Genomic DNA, 15,575 nt, shown 5'->3' with positions numbered 1-15,575 from the left:
ATTAAAAAAGTAATATATATTAAATTATAAGTGCAATTAATGGTCGATTATGCTATTAATTCCTCTTGTTTTGCCTGCGAATGGGCATTCTACCCAGTGCATGGGCTTGTGCAAAGCCCTTGACACTTCAGGGTGTGTAGTGGTACATATTGCAATAAACGTCTGGTAATAAGTGCATAGGCGTTGAATTCAAACGCAATGCTGTCTATTTGCGCTGGGCTGAAATGTCGAGCTAGACAGGTGCTAGGATTATTCCGCTAACCCGGCCGACGATAAGGTGGCCGCCAATAAACGTGTTGGTCCGGCCGCATCAACCGCAACCGGACCAACAGAAAAGCAAAACAAGCAAAGCGCCGTTAGGCCGGTAGCGTGGTGTAGCGCAGGTACGGCTTCACGCGGCGGTGGCCTTGCGGAAATTTGCTCTCGATGTCCTCGTCTTTCACACCCAGGCCGATAATCACGTCGTCGCCGGGTCGCCAGTCGACGGGCGTGGCTACGGGATGCTGGTCACCGAGCTGCAAGGCGTCAATCACGCGCAGCAGCTCATCGAAGTTGCGGCCCACGGCGGCGGGGTAGGTGAGGGTGAGGCGCACCTTCTTGGCGGGGTCGATGATGAAAACCGAACGCACCGTAAACTTCTCGGAGGCATTCGGGTGAATCATGTCGTAGAGCTCGGCCACGCGCCGGTCGTGGTCGGCCACAATGGGGTAATCAACGGCGGCGCCCTGGGTTTCCTCGATGTCCTGCGTCCACTGGTGGTGGTTGTCGAGAGCGTCCACGCTCAGGGCCATCATCTTGGTGTTGCGGCGCGCAAATTCGGCCGAGAGGTTGGCGGCGCGGCCCAACTCGGTGGTGCACACGGGCGTGAAGTCGGCGGGATGCGAGAACAGAATGCCCCAGCTGGTGCCGAGGTACTCGTAGAAGTTGATGCGGCCTTGGGTCGAGTCGGCCGTGAAATCGGGGGCGGTGTCGCCTAAACGGAGTGCCATGGAAACAGGGTTTGGTGTTGAGCCGGCCAAAGTAAGCGCTGCCGCGGAAAATGCGTGCACATCTGTGGGTAGGCCATTCGGCGGGTTGAGTGCTAGCCCGCCGACTGCCTCAGCTAGCGGAACAAGCGGCTGCGGCTGCGGAACGCGTCGACCTTCGCCTGAATTTCGGCCAGCCCAAGGTTGTGCACGCTGCCCAGGTGCGTGGTGTGAAACTCGCGATGCGCCACGTAGCTACCGTCTTCCACGGCATGGCCCACTTGCTTGTAAGCTTCGCGGAACGGCGCACCGGCCTGAATGAGCTGGTTGATGTTTTCGACGGTGAAAATGGCGTCGTATTTGGCCTGCTCCACCAGGTTCGGCTTGATTTTCAGCTCGGGCAAGGCGAAGAGCACGATGTCGAGGATGTCCAGAAACTGCGTGAGCGGCTCAAACAGAATTTCCTTCAGAATCTGGAAGTCGCGGTGGTAGCCCGAGGGCAGGTTGCTGGTGGCCAGCATGAGCGTGTTCGGCAGCGCCTGCAGCGCATTGCAGCGGGCCCGAATCAGCTCAAATACGTCGGGGTTTTTCTTGTGCGGCATGATGCTGGAGCCTGTCGTAAAGGCGGCGGGCAACTCCACGAAGGCCAAATCCTGGGAGTTGTAGAGCACCAGGTCGTAGGCCATCTTGGCCAGCGTGGCGGCCATGCCGGCCAGGGCAAAAGCCACCGTTTTTTCCGTTTTGCCGCGCAGCATCTGGGCGCCCACGCTGCTCACGGCCAGGCTGCCGAACTGTAGCTCCCGGGTGGTCATTTGCCGGTCGATGGGGAAGGAGCTGCCGAAGCCGGCCCCCGAGCCGAGCGGGTTCTGGTCGGCCACGGTGTGGGCGGCTTCAAACAGGGCCAGATCGAGCAGCAAATGCTCGGCATAAGCGGAAAACCACAGCCCGAACGAGCTGGGCATGGCCGCCTGAAAGTGCGTGTAGCCGGGCATCAAATCGGCCTGGTGCTGTTTGGCTTTCTGCAGCAGCACCGTTACGAGTTGCAGTGTTTTGGCGGCGGCGCGTTCGGAATAGTCCTTCAAAAACAGCTGAATGGCCGTTAGTACCTGGTCGTTGCGCGAGCGGGCTGTGTGGATTTTCTTGCCCGCGTCGCCAAACTTCTCCGTCAGGAAGTACTCGATTTTGGAGTGCACGTCCTCAAAGCTGTCGTCGATGGTGAACGTGCCGTCCTCAAGTTGGGCGGCCAGCTCCGTGAGGCCCCGCTGCAACTGCTCGTTTTCCTCTGCCGCCAGCAGCCCGACCCGCGCCAGCATATTGGCCTGCGCCTTGGAGGCCTGCACGTCGAAGCGGGCCAAGTACAGGTCCAATTCCCGGTCGCGGCCCACGGTGAACTGCTCGATTTTCTTGTCGACGGCAATGCCTTTGTCCCAGATTTTCATGTTGTTGGTGCTGCAGAAGCCGCTGGTCGGGCTTCCTGGTACGGTGTTGAACGGATGCGGCCGCATACGGGCATTTCTCGGTCCTGTCGCAAACGGCCCTGTTTTTGTCGGCTTTTCCTTCACCTGCCCGGCTGGTAGCGGATACCTTTACGTTGTACCCCACCAAGCGCTACGGCCATGCAGAAAATCACCACGTTTCTCACGTTTAAGGATCAGGCCGAGGAGGCGGCTACCTTGTATACCAGCCTGTTCAAAGACTCCAGAATCATCAACGTAACGCGCTACGGCCAAGGTATGCCCATGCCCGCGGGCAGCGCCATGACGGTGGAATTCGAGTTGGCCGGCCAAAAATACATTGCAATGAACGGCGGCCCGCACTTCACTTTCACCGACGGCATTTCCCTGCAGGTGAGTTGCGCCAACCAGGCCGAAATCGACGAATTGTGGGTCAAGCTGACCGCCAACGGGGGCCAACCGGGCCGGTGCGGCTGGCTGAAAGACCCGTTTGGCGTGTCGTGGCAGGTGACGCCGGCCAACCTGGGCCAGTTGCTGCAAAGCCCCGAGCCGGCCCGCGCACAGCGCAAAATGGCCGCCATGCTGCAAATGCAAAAGATTGACATTGCCGCGCTCGAAAACGCTTAAGGCCAGTCGGGCAACGACGGGCAGTACGACTAGCGTTTTTACAGCACCAGCCCGTCGAGTAAGGCCACGTACCCTCGAATGCCGCCGCGGATTTCGCTGAGCAGAATGTACTCGTCGGGGGTGTGCGAGCGGGCCGAGTCGCCGGGGCCGATTTTCACGGTATCAAACGGCATCATCGATTGGTCCGACAGCGTGGCCGAGCCAAACGTTTTGTGGCCCAGCGCCAGCCCGCGGCGCACCAGCGGGTGGTCGGGGCTGATGCGCGAAGAATTCAGGTGGGTGGAGCGCGGCGTGACTTCGGCCTGCACGTGTTCCTGCACCGTGCGCACTACCGCGGCGTTGGTGTAGCATTCGTTGGTGCGCACGTCCACCACAAACGGGCAGCGGTCGGGCACTACGTTGTGCTGCGTGCCGGCGCTGATCTGCGTTACCGTCATCTTCACCGGCCCAAGCAGCAGCGACACCTCCGGAAACTGGTACTGCCGAATCCAACTAATGTCGTCCAGGGCTTTGTAAAGCGCGTTTTCGCCTTCGTTGCGGGCCGCGTGGCCGGTGCGGCCGTGCGCTACGCAGTCGAGTACCACCAAGCCTTTTTCGGCAATGGCCAGGTCCATCTGCGTCGGCTCGCCCACAATGCCCAGCGCCATGGGCGGCAGCAGCGGCAGCACACTACGAATGCCGCCCGCGCCGGAAATTTCTTCCTCGGCCGTAATGGCGCAAACGAGATTAAAGGTCAGGTCGGTGCGTGGGTAGAAGTACAGAAACGTAGCCAGCAAGCTCACCGCCGAAGCGCCCGCGTCGTTGCTGCCGAGGCCGGTGAGCCGGTCGCCTTCCAGTGCCGCGCCAAACGGGTCGTAGGTCCAGGAGGCGCCGGGTTTCACCGTATCGTGGTGCGAGTTGAGCAGAACAGTAGGCTTGGCCGGGTCGAAGTGCTGGTTTTGGGCCCATACGTTGTGGCCCGCGCGTTGCGGCTCCACATCGTGCTGCCGCAGAAAATCCACGAGCAGGTCGGCCGTCGGGCCTTCTTCCCGCGAGAAGGAAGGTGTTTGAATCAGCGCCATCAGCAGCCGAATGGCCGCCTCTTCCAGCGGCTCGATTAGCTGCGGCATAGCACGGTTTTCACGGGTTCGTTGATCTTGAGCGCGTTTTCAATAACCACTTTCTCCACGCCCGCTGCGAGGGCCGCAAAGGCGTTGTCAAGCTTCGGAATCATACCGGCGGCAATGACGCCCTCGGCTTTCAACTGCTGGTACTGCGCCGGCTGAATCTGAGGAATCACCGAGGCGTCGTCGGTGATGTCGGCCAGCACGCCGTCCTTCTCGAAGCAGAAATGTAGCTCCACCTCGTAACTCGCGGCCAGGGCCCGCGCCACAGTGCTGGCAATGGTGTCGGCGTTGGTGTTCAGCAACTGGCCCTGGCCGTCGTGGGTGATGGCGCAGAGCACCGGCGTAAGGCCGGCTTCCAGCAGCGTGCCGAGCAGGCGGGCATCCACGCTGTCGGCCGGCAGGTCGCCCACAAAGCCGTAGTCGATATCCGTTACCGGGCGCTTCACGGCCCGAATTACGTTGCCGTCGGCGCCGGAAAGGCCGAGGGCATTGGTGCCGGCCTGCTGCAGCAGCGCTACCAATTGCTTGTTGGTTTTGCCGGCGTAAAACATCGTTACCACGTCCAGCGTGGCGGCGTCGGTAATGCGGCGGCCCTGCACCATGCGCGGCTCAATGCCCAGTCCCTGCAGTAGCTGGCTGGCGCCTTTTCCGCCGCCGTGCACCAGAATTTTCCGGCCGCGCACTTGGCTGAATTCGCGCACAAACTGGTGCAGCTGCGCGTCATCATCGAGCACGCCGCCCCCAATCTTGAATACCTTGAGTACGTTTTTCATATCGGTTGTAGCAGCGCGTATTCGCGTCGTAATCGTGGGTTGGGCCGATTGCGGTCAGGCTGTTCAACGCGAAGAGCCTGCGCTGCCCAATGGCTTGCGAAGGAAGCCGCGATAACGCCGCGTTTTTGAAACGATTTTTTACGGGTTCTACGTTATGGCAGCAAATTGACCACCTGCCTCACGGCCCCCGCCATGCTTCGACGATTTTCTTTCCCCTTGCTGCTTTCCAGCCCCACGCGGGCAGGCCAGCCCGGGGCGGAGCCGTTGCGGTCCTCTACTCGCATTTGATCTGCAACATGCCGGCGCGCAGACGACTTTTTTTCTCTGAGTCGCTGCTTTTTTCAAAGCCGGTTTTCAGTCGCCAAACGCCCGCAACCGTAGAAGTTAGCCAGATCCGCGGCTTAGGTTGCCCGGCCAGTCTTCGTGCTCTGCCGCCTGCGGCGCAAAAGTACGTTTGCATTGTAAAGACTGAAGAGTATGTTTGCGAAAAATTTCAGGAGTGGTAGCCGTTGTCGAAGCCGACGACGCCCACAAGCGGAGAGGACTCTAACGACAAAAACTGGCTGCACGAGTGTAGGACGCGGTACATGTACTGATGGTGGGTAGACGCAAGCGCCCCGCCTGAGCAACGAATACCCCCCGTTGCCCGCCCCCAGCCAACCCTCCCCAACTGGCACTTTTCCCGGATACCGGCCGCTCCCGAGCAGGCTGGTCGTTGCGACGCCGCCACCGGGCGGTTCGCGCCGTGTACCTGAGCGTACAGCTGCTGTTTTCGCTGAACCCCTGACTTTTTGCCGCGCCCCGCACCGGCCGGTACCATCGTCTCCTTCCCCATGATTTTACGAGTTGCTGATGCTGCCGACGCGCAGTACGTAGACACCCTTTGCCTGTGGTACGAGGAATCGGCCCGGCAGCGCGGCGTGGGCATTGCCAAGCGCGACCCCAACTACCTGAAAAAGAAGATGGAGCGCGGCGACGCCATCATTGCCTTCATCGACGACCAGCTGGCCGGCTTCTGCTACATCGAGACGTTTGAGGACGCCAAATTCGTCGTCAACTCGGGCCTGATTGTGAATACCGAGCTGCGCAAGGAAGGTCTGGGCCGCGCCATCAAGCACCGCGTGTTTGAGTTGTCGCGCACCAAGTACCCGCAGGCCAAGATTTTCGGCATCACCACCTCGGCGGCGGTCATGAAAATCAACACCGAGTTGGGCTACCGCCCCGTTACGTTCCCCGAGCTGACCCAGTCCGATGACTTCTGGAAGGGCTGCTCGGCCTGCAAGAACTACCCCATCCTGCAGGAAAACCAGCGCAAAATGTGCCTGTGCACCGGCATGGTCTACGACAAACTCGACGACCAATTCAGCCAGGCTTCCATCGACATCATCGAACAACCCCACCAGCACTAAATGAAAAAGGTAGTTCTCGCCTATAGCGGCGGCTTGGATACGTCCTACTGCGTCGTGTACCTGACGCGCGAACTGGGCCTGGAAGTCCACACGGTCATCGTCAACTCGGGCGGCTTCTCCCAGGAGGAGCTGGCCGGCATCGAAAAGCGCGCCTACGAAATGGGCTCCAAGCGCCACGAGGTCATTGATGTAACCGAGCGGTTCTACCAGCAGTGCCTGCGCTACCTGCTGGCGGGAAATGTGCTGAAGAATGACACCTACCCGCTGAGCGTCAGCGCGGAGCGAATGTTTCAGTCGCTGGCGCTGGCCGAGTACGCCCGCGAAAACCAGGCCGACTACATTGCCCACGGCAGCACCGGCGCCGGCAACGACCAGGTGCGCTTCGATGTGGCCTTCTCGGTGATTTCGCCGAACACCGAAATCATCACGCCCATCCGCGACCTGGGCCTCTCGCGCCAGCAGGAAATCGACTACCTGCAGGCCAACGGGGTGGAGATGAGCTGGGAAAAAGCCAAGTACTCCATCAACAAGGGCATCTGGGGCACCAGCGTAGGCGGCGTCGAGACGCTGACCTCGCGGCAGGGCCTGCCCGAATCGGCCTGGCCGACCCAGCTGACGAAGACCGAGCCGCAGGAAATCAGCATCACCTTTGAGAAAGGGGAGCCAGTAGCCCTGAACGGCGAAGCCATGAAACCCGTCGACCTCATCGTGGCGCTGAACGAGCTGGCCGGGCAGTACGCCATCGGCCGCGACACCCACGTGGGCGACACCATTCTGGGCATCAAGGGCCGCGTGGGCTTCGAGGCGCCGGCGCCGCTGATTCTGATCAAGGGCCACCACCTGCTGGAAAAGCACACGTCGTCGCGCTGGCAGCTGCTGCACAAGGACTACATCGCCAACTGGTACGGCACGCTGCTGCACGAGGCGCAGTACCTCGACCCGGTGATGCGCGACATGGAAGCTTTCCTGGAGTCGTCACAGGAGCGGGTGTCGGGCACGGTGTACGTGACCTTGAAACCCTACCAGTTCGAGCTGCTGGGTATCGAGTCGAAATTCGACATGATGCAGTCGAAGGTGGCCACCTACGGCGAGGAAAACAACGCCTGGGATTCGCGCGACGCGAAGGGCTTTATCAAGATTTTCAGCAACCAGCTGCGTATTCATTCCTCCTTCAATGAATAGCAACGACTCGTTCAACGATAGTGGTACTACGACTTCGAGTCGTAGTACCACTGCGCCCGCGCCGGAAGGGCTGAAAATTAAGGTGGGCATCGTCGGCGGGGCCGGCTACACGGCGGGCGAACTGATCCGCATTCTGCTGCACCACGAGTTCGTGGAGTTTGCCAGCATCGTCAGCTCCTCTAACGCCGGCAACGACGTGAGCAGCGTGCACGACGACCTGGTAGGCGACACGGATCTGATTTTTACCGACAAGCTCCGCGGCGACGAAGACGTGGTGTTCCTGTGCCTGGGCCACGGCAACTCGCGGGCGTTTCTGGAAAAGCACCCGCTGCCGGAAACCGTCCACGTTATCGACCTCAGCAACGATTTCCGCCTGAGCGCCGACCGGGAGTTTCAGGACCGCGAATTCGTGTACGGGCTGCCGGAACTGAACCGCACGCGCATTCAGCAGGCGCAGAGCATTGCCAACCCCGGCTGCTTTGCCACCGCCATTCAGCTGGCGCTGCTGCCGCTGGCCCAGGCCGGCCGGCTCACCGACGACGTACACGTATCGGCCATTACCGGCTCGACGGGCGCGGGGCAGAGTTTGTCGGAAACGGTGCATTTCTCGTGGCGCACGGGCAACGTGTCCATCTACAAGCCCTTCACGCACCAGCATTTGGGCGAGATAGGGGAGAGCCTGGCGCAGCTGCAGCCGGAGCTGACAAGCGAGATGCACTTCATTCCGTACCGCGGCAACTTCACCCGCGGCATCTTCGCCACGGTCTACACGCCGTCGGAGCTGACGCAGGACGAGGCGCGGGCGCTGTATAAGGAGTTCTACGCCGAGGCTGCCTTTACCACAGTGTCGGACGCGGAAGTGCACCTCAAGCAGGTGGTCAACACCAACAAGTGCCTGCTGCACGTGCAGAAACTGGGCAAGCAGCTGCTCATCACCTCAGTTATCGACAACCTGGTGAAGGGCGCTTCGGGCCAGGCCATTCAGAACATGAACCTGCTTTTCGGCCTGCCGGAGACGACGGGTTTGAATCTCAAGTCGGTGCTGTTCTGACCTCACCCCCCGACCCCCTCTCCAAAAGAGAGGGGGAGCCGGACGTCTTTCTTTGATTCACCTGAAAAACGCGCCTTGCCAGAACGCACCCCTCTCTTTTGGAGACGGGCCGGGGGTGAGGTTAAGACTCTGAAGAAATGGAGCTTTTCAACGTCTATCCGCTCAACGACATCACGCCGGTGCGCGCCCTTGGGGCGCAGCTCTGGGACGATAAGGGCGAGCAGTACCTCGACTTCTACGGCGGCCACGCGGTCATCAGCATCGGCCACAGCCACCCGCACTACGTGCGGCGCATCACCGAGCAGGTGCAGAAAATCGGCTTCTACTCCAACTCGGTGCACATCCCGATTCAGCGCGAGTTGGCGCGGAAGCTGGGCGAGGTGTCGGGCTACCAGGATTACGCGCTGTTCCTGTGCAACTCGGGCGCCGAGGCCAACGAGAATGCGCTGAAGCTGGCGTCTTTTCACACCGGCAAAAGCCACGTCATTGCGTTCAAGGGCGCTTTTCACGGCCGCACCTCGGGCGCGGTAGCTGCCACCGACAACCAGAAAATCGTGGCGCCCTTTAATGCCGGGCACCAGATCAGCTTCCTGCCCTACGAGCTGGCGGACGTGGAGCGGGTGCTGCAGGCGGGCCAGACCTGCGCCGTCATCATCGAGCCGATTCAGGGCGTGGGCGGCATCATCATGCCTTCCGACGAGTTTCTGCAGGGGCTGGAGCAGCTGTGCCAGCAGTACGGCGCCGTTCTCATCGCCGACGAAGTGCAAAGCGGTTACGGCCGCAGCGGCAAGTTCTTCGCGCACCAGCATGCCGGCGTATGTCCGGGCATCATTTCGGTGGCCAAGGGCATGGGCAACGGCTTTCCCATCGGCGGCATCCTGATTTCGCCGGAGTTTCAGGCTTCGTACGGGCTGCTGGGCACCACGTTTGGCGGCAACCACCTGGCCTGCGCCGCCGCGCTGGCCGTGCTGGAAGTCATCGAGCAGGAAAATCTGCTGGCCCATGCTACGAAAATGGGGGAGTACCTGCGCCAGGAGCTGCTGACCAACGCCGGCGCCCAGCAGGTGCGCGGCCGCGGCCTGATGGTGGGCATCAAGTACGACTTTCCCATCAAGGACCTGCGCGACAAGCTGCTGACGGAGTACCACATCTTCGTGGGCAACGCCTCCGACCCCGGGGTGCTGCGCCTGCTGCCGCCCTTGAACATCAAACGCGAAGAGGTAGACCAGTTTCTGCGGGCGCTGTACGCAATTATTCCGGCGGAGGTAAGGAGTTAAGCGACTTGTGGTCTAACTTGCGGCCTTAATGAGTGGCCCGACGAAGTTCACGAGCATCACGCTCCTTCCGATAAGCTGCACGCTGCCGTTTCCCATAACTGCGCAGCCTCTGGCCGGTTCTTTCCCCGAAAGCACGGCCACCCAAGCCCCTTTCTTCCAGCAGGCCTGCCCGCCCGATTTCCCGATGCCTGACATCTGGGAGCGGCCGGGTGCGGGACCGATTGATCTACTTTCTTTCGCTCCCGTTTGGCTTAAGTCCTCGTTCGGCTGGAATAGACCTCTGATGTTTGGTTCTGTTCCAGCCGAAATTGTTTCCGGCCGGTTCCTAAATAGGGTTGAGGTGACGCCTCGCATTCGTCAGACGTCCGATGTAGAGCGTTTTAGAATCGCCACGCATCTAGCTCCGAAATAGCCATGCCGAAAATTGTCTGTAAGTGCGGCAATTGGATTAGCTACAGTCCCATTCCCAACCCAGCCGAATTGCTCTTCATTTCTGATGTCGAGTACGACGCTTTTACAGACAAGATTGAGCCGGACGAGCTTTACGATAAAATGAAACACATACTGGTTTGCGACCAGTGCGAAAGACTCTGGGTTTACTGGAATGGCTTTCAGTCAGAACCTACTTGTTACTCAAAAGAAACCGACACGCAGGGTAAATAACATGAAGCAAGTAAAACTCGTCCTCGAAGATGGCACCGAAATCCAGGGCCAATCTTTCGGCGCCTTCACCTCCGCTGCGGGCGAGGTGGTGTTCAGCACGGCCATGACCGGCTACCCCGAAAACCTCACCGACCCGTCCTTTGCCGGGCAGATTCTGGTGCTGACCTACCCCATCGTGGGCAACTACGGCGTGCCGGGCGAGGAGCTGTACGAGTCGATTTCCAAGATTTTCGAATCGGACAAGATTCACGTGGCCGGCCTGGTGGTCAACTACTACTCCGAGGAGCACAGCCACTGGAACGCCGCCAAGAGCCTCGGCGACTGGCTGGCCGAGTACAACATCCCCGGCATCTGCGGGGTGGATACGCGCATGCTCACCAAGAAGCTGCGCGAGAAGGGCGCCATGCTCGGCAAAATCGTGGCCGCGGAGGACGTGCCCCTGCACGACCCCAACCAGGACAACCTGGTGGCCCAGGTGAGCCCCGAGGGCGTGCAGCACTACGGCACCGGCAAAAACAAAATCGTGCTGGTGGACTGCGGCACCAAGACCAACATCATCCGCTGCTTCCTGGAGCGCGACGTGGAGCTGATCCGCGTGCCCTGGGACTACGACTTCACCCAGCTCGACTACGACGGCTTGTTCCTGAGCAACGGCCCCGGCGACCCGAAAATGTGCGTGCCCACCATCGAGCACCTGCAGAAAGCCCTGCAGCAGGACAAGCCCATCTTCGGCATTTGCCTGGGCTCCCAGCTCATGGGCCTGGCGGCCGGCGGCGACACGTTCAAGCTCAAGTACGGCCACCGCAGCCACAACCAGCCTGTGAAGCTCACCGGCACCCAGCGCAGCTACATCACCAGCCAGAACCACGGCTTCGCGGTGGACACCGCCACGCTGCCCGCCGACTGGGACATGCTGTTTGAGAACCTGAACGACGGCACCTGCGAAGGCATCAAGCACAAAACCAAGCCCTTCTTCTCCACCCAGTTTCACCCGGAAGCCGCCGGCGGCCCCCAGGACACGGAGTTTCTCTTCGACCAGTTCCTGGACGAGGTAGAGAAGCACAAGGCTGGTAAGTAGCCGAACGACCAAGCTCAGCACGACGGAAAAGAACGTCCTGCTGAGCTGGTCGAAGCATCTCTACCGCTTCGTTTCAAGCATTTGGATAGTGTTTTCCTGAGTTCGGCCACGATGAAACTTAAGAAGCTCAAATCGATAGGCCACAACGCTGCTCATTCGTACTTCAGCACGATGAGTCATATTGGTCAGCAATACACCTGTACAGTGTTACATCGGTTTGCTCTGCACAACGATTTGTCGCAGCTTGAATTAGATGTGCTGAAAGCAGAAATGCATCCGCTCCGAAGCACAGAAGTTGAAGCTTCTCTCTCAAATTTCCGACAGCAATTCTTTGACTTGCTTCAGCATGAAGACATTTCTGTTGAGGCTGTAAAGTCTTACAAACTTGTCGTTGAGCGCCTAGGAGACAGAGTTGATGTTATAGACATCTGCTGTCGACCAGAACTGGTGGATATGAATGACAAGGTTCACGTCTGTGCCGGGGTATGGCAAAAGTATCCCGAGTCAGTATAGTCGAAGCGCAGGAAGCAGTTCAGTAGAGATGCTTCGACTTCGCTCAGCAGGACGTGCTAACGACGTCATTCTAACAAACCACACCCCCTCACGCCGGCATCCGCCGGGCTAAGCCGGGAGCCCCGCTCCCACCACCGCACCTACATAGATGGAAAAACCGCAGAAAGTCCTCATCCTCGGTTCCGGCGCCCTCAAAATCGGGGAGGCCGGTGAGTTCGATTACTCCGGTTCGCAGGCCCTCAAGGCGCTGAAAGAGGAAGGCATCCGCACCATCCTCATCAACCCCAACATTGCCACCGTGCAGACGTCGGACGACATTGCCGACGACGTGTACTTCCTGCCCGTGACGCCCTACTTCGTGGAGGAAGTCATCAAGAAGGAGCAGCCCGACGGCATTCTGGTGGCCTTCGGCGGCCAGACGGCCCTGAACTGCGCCGTGGCCCTGTACCGCGCCGGCGTGTTCGAGAAGTACAACGTGCGCGTGCTCGGTACGCCCGTGCAGAGCATCATCGACACCGAGGACCGCGACATCTTCAAGGAAAAGCTCGACCAGATCGGCGTGCTCACGGCCCGCAGCGAAGCCGTGACGACGATGGAAGACGCGCTGGCCGCGGCTGAGCGGATTGGCTTCCCCATCATCGTGCGCGCCGCCTTCGCGCTGGGCGGCCTGGGCAGCGGCTTCGCCAACAACATGGAGGAGCTGCGCACCCTGGCCCAGAAATCCTTCTCGACCTCCGACCAGATTCTGGTGGAAGAGTCGCTGAAAGGCTGGAAAGAGGTGGAGTACGAGGTGGTGCGCGACCAGTTCGACAACTGCATCACCGTCTGCAACATGGAGAACTTCGACCCCATCGGTATCCACACCGGGGAGAGCATCGTGGTGGCCCCGTCGCAGACCCTGAGCAACCGCGAGTACCACAAGCTGCGCAGCATCGGCATCAAGACCATCCGCCACCTGGGCATCGTGGGCGAGTGCAACATTCAGTACGCCCTCGACCCGCACTCGGAGGAGTACCGCGTGATTGAGGTAAATGCCCGTTTGTCGCGCTCCTCGGCCCTGGCGTCCAAGGCTACGGGCTACCCGCTGGCTTTCGTGGCCGCCAAGCTGAGCCTGGGCTACTCCCTGGCCGAGCTGAAAAACAGCGTGACGCAGACCACCTCGGCCTTCTTCGAGCCCTCGCTCGACTACCTGGTGGTGAAGCTGCCGCGCTGGGACCTGAGCAAATTCTCCGGCGTGCAGCGCCAGATTGGCTCGGCCATGAAGAGCGTGGGCGAGGTTATGGCCATCGGCAAAACCTTCGAGGAAGCCGTGCAGAAGGGCCTGCGCATGCTTGACACCGGCCGGCGCGGCTTCGTGGCCAACAAGCCCGAGCCCATTGACCTGGCCGACCTCGACCGGCTGCTGAGCGAGCCGAACGAGGAGCGCATCTTCGCCATCAACGAGGCCTTCCAGGCCGGCTACGACGTGGAGCGCGTGTACGAGCTGACGCGCATCGACCGGTGGTTTTTGCAGCGCCTCTACGGCATCTACCAGCTGAGCCTGGAGCTGGGCGAAAAGCGCCAGCAGGGCGGCCTCGACGCCCTCGACACCGACCTGCTGCGCCAGGCCAAAAAGTCGGGCTTCTCGGACCAGCAGCTGGCCGTGCAACTCCTGGGCCCGGCCGAGGTGAAGGCCAACGAAATGCTGGTGCGCGCCCGCCGCAAGGCCCTGGGCGTGCTGCCGGTGGTCAAGCAAATCGACACGCTGGCGGCCGAATTCCCGGCCCAGACCAACTACCTGTACCTGACCTACCACGGCACCGAAAACGACCTGGCGCCCGAAACCGACAAGTCGGTGGTGGTGCTGGGCTCGGGCGTGTACCGCATCGGCTCGTCGGTGGAATTTGACTGGTGCGGCGTGAATGCGGCCCAGACGGTGAACGAGGAGGGCTACAAGTCCATCATCATCAACTACAACCCCGAAACCGTAAGCACCGACTACGACGTATCGGACCGCCTGTACTTCGAGGAATTGAGCTACGAGCGGGTGATGGATATTCTGGACTTCGAGGCGCCGCAGGGCGTGATTCTGAGCACCGGCGGGCAGATTCCGAACAACATTGCCACCCGCCTCGAAGCGGCCGGCGCGCCCATCCTGGGCACCGCCGCCGCCCGCATCGACGAGGCCGAAAACCGCCACAAGTTCAGCAGCATCATGGACGAGCTGGGCATTGCCCAGCCGCGCTGGAGCGAGCTGACCACCATGGAGGCCATCTACGACTTCGTGAAGCAGGTGGGCTTCCCGGTGCTGATCCGCCCGAGCTACGTGCTGTCGGGCGCGGCCATGAACGTGGTGTCGAACCCGCAGGAGCTGGAGGAGTACCTGAAACTGGCCGCCGAGGTCAGCGCCGAGTACCCGGTGGTGGTGTCGGAGTTCATCCAGGAAGCCAAGGAAATCGAGCTGGACGCGGTGGCCGACAAGGGCGAAATCGTATCGTACGCCATATCGGAGCACGTGGAGTTTGCCGGCGTCCACTCCGGCGACGCCACCATGTACTACCCGCCGCAGCGCGTGTACGTGGGCACGGTGCGCAAGCTCAAGGTCATTGCCGAGAAGATTGCCAAGCGCTTCGAAATCAGCGGGCCGTTCAACATCCAGTTCCTGGAGAAAAACGGCGCCATCCGCGTCATCGAGTGCAACCTGCGCGCCTCCCGTAGCTTCCCGTTCGTGAGCAAGGTATCGGGCCACAACCTGATCAAGAAGGCCACGAAGGTGCTGCTGGGTCAGCACGTGGAGCGCGACGCGAGCGAGCTGGTGTACGACCTGCCCTTCGTGGGCGTGAAAGCCTCGCAGTTCTCCTTTACCCGCCTGCAGGGCGCCGACCCGGTGCTGCGCGTGGACATGACGAGCACCGGCGAAGTGGGCTGCCTGGGCGACACGGCCGAGGAAGCGCTGCTGAAGTCCTTGCTGTCGGTGGGCTACCGCATTCCGGAGAAGACGGTGCTGATGTCCAGCGGTCCGCTGCTCTCCAAGGTGGCCCTGCTCAGCGCCGCCAAGCTGCTGGTACAGAAGAACTACACCATCTACGCCACCCACGGCACGCACCTGTTCCTGACCGAAAACGGCGTCGCCAGCACCCTGGTCTACTGGCCCGACGAGCTGCAGGAGCCCAACGCCCTGACCTACCTGCGCGAGCGGAAAATCGACCTGGTCATCAACATTCCGAAGAACCTGACCAAGGGCGAGCTGGACAACGACTACAAAATCCGCCGCACGGCCGTCGACTTCAACATCCCGCTCATCACCAACGCCCGCCTGGCCAAAGCCTTCATCAAGGCCTTCACCACGCTGAAGCTGCAGGATTTGAGCATCAAGAGCTGGAAGGAGTTCAAGGCGCAGACCGAGCCGGTGCTGTAGGAAGTGGCGGAGGTTGTCAGACCGTCCTGCTGAGCTTGTCGAAGCATCTCTCCCGCTTTCCCAGATAGTAAAGTCACTAT

12 protein-coding genes are annotated in these 15,575 nt (G+C 60.6%); 8 read left to right on the top strand and 4 right to left on the bottom strand.

All coding sequences use genetic code 11. The annotated features are described in order from the left end of the window. Positions 1-356: 356 nt before the first annotated feature. Positions 357-989 carry a peroxiredoxin gene (locus F0P96_RS06440; protein WP_151078019.1) on the bottom strand — a complete coding sequence of 211 codons (633 nt, stop codon included), beginning with the start codon at positions 987-989 and terminating at the stop codon, positions 357-359. Between the two features lie 113 nt (positions 990-1,102). Continuing rightward, positions 1,103-2,404 carry an argininosuccinate lyase gene (gene argH, locus F0P96_RS06435; protein WP_151078018.1) on the bottom strand — a complete coding sequence of 434 codons (1,302 nt, stop codon included), beginning with the start codon at positions 2,402-2,404 and terminating at the stop codon, positions 1,103-1,105. A gap of 177 nt (positions 2,405-2,581) precedes the next feature. Between argH and F0P96_RS06430 the strand changes: the two genes are divergently transcribed. Further along, complete coding sequence (locus tag F0P96_RS06430) at positions 2,582-3,046, top strand: VOC family protein (protein ID WP_151078017.1); 465 nt, start codon at positions 2,582-2,584, stop codon at positions 3,044-3,046. 38 nt (positions 3,047-3,084) lie between these two features. On the opposite strand, the gene F0P96_RS06425 is transcribed toward F0P96_RS06430, so the two are convergent. Both F0P96_RS06425 and argB read right to left on the bottom strand, forming a co-directional pair. Then, positions 3,085-4,155, bottom strand: coding sequence for a M20 family metallo-hydrolase (locus F0P96_RS06425; protein ID WP_151078016.1), 1,071 nt, complete (start codon positions 4,153-4,155; stop codon positions 3,085-3,087). Continuing rightward, entirely contained in the window at positions 4,143-4,925 is a 783-nt protein-coding gene (argB, locus tag F0P96_RS06420; RefSeq protein ID WP_151078015.1) for an acetylglutamate kinase, read from the bottom strand. The genes F0P96_RS06425 and argB overlap by 13 nt, the downstream gene beginning before the upstream one ends. An 833-nt stretch (positions 4,926-5,758) precedes the next feature. Between argB and F0P96_RS06415 the strand changes: the two genes are divergently transcribed. The 7 genes from F0P96_RS06415 (at position 5,759) to carB (ending at position 15,495) form a co-directional block, all read left to right on the top strand. Next, positions 5,759-6,334, top strand: coding sequence for a GNAT family N-acetyltransferase (locus F0P96_RS06415; protein WP_151078014.1), 576 nt, complete (start codon positions 5,759-5,761; stop codon positions 6,332-6,334). Next, positions 6,335-7,516: an argininosuccinate synthase gene (gene argG / locus F0P96_RS06410; RefSeq protein ID WP_151078013.1), complete on the top strand. Its 1,182-nt coding sequence runs from the start codon at positions 6,335-6,337 to the stop codon at positions 7,514-7,516. Between the two features lie 70 nt (positions 7,517-7,586). Next, a complete protein-coding gene (gene argC / locus F0P96_RS06405; RefSeq protein WP_235917426.1) occupies positions 7,587-8,567 on the top strand; it encodes an N-acetyl-gamma-glutamyl-phosphate reductase in 981 nt (326 codons plus the stop codon). A gap of 137 nt (positions 8,568-8,704) precedes the next feature. Next, a complete protein-coding gene (locus tag F0P96_RS06400) occupies positions 8,705-9,844 on the top strand; it encodes an aspartate aminotransferase family protein (RefSeq protein WP_151078011.1) in 1,140 nt (379 codons plus the stop codon). Positions 9,845-10,508: 664 nt separating this feature from the next. Further along, complete coding sequence (gene carA, locus F0P96_RS06390) at positions 10,509-11,585, top strand: glutamine-hydrolyzing carbamoyl-phosphate synthase small subunit (protein WP_151078007.1); 1,077 nt, start codon at positions 10,509-10,511, stop codon at positions 11,583-11,585. Positions 11,586-11,696: 111 nt separating this feature from the next. Further along, on the top strand, positions 11,697-12,098 hold the full coding sequence (locus F0P96_RS06385) for a hypothetical protein (protein WP_151078004.1): 402 nt from the start codon (positions 11,697-11,699) through the stop codon (positions 12,096-12,098). Between the two features lie 148 nt (positions 12,099-12,246). Next, positions 12,247-15,495: a carbamoyl-phosphate synthase (glutamine-hydrolyzing) large subunit gene (carB, locus tag F0P96_RS06380; protein ID WP_151078002.1), complete on the top strand. Its 3,249-nt coding sequence runs from the start codon at positions 12,247-12,249 to the stop codon at positions 15,493-15,495. Positions 15,496-15,575 lie beyond the last annotated feature (80 nt).

It is taken from the genome of Hymenobacter busanensis (genome assembly GCF_008727865.1).
Lineage (GTDB): Bacteria > Bacteroidota > Bacteroidia > Cytophagales > Hymenobacteraceae > Solirubrum > Solirubrum busanense.
Note: the sequence above shows the minus strand (reverse complement) of the source record. Positions and strands in the feature narration are given on the sequence as shown.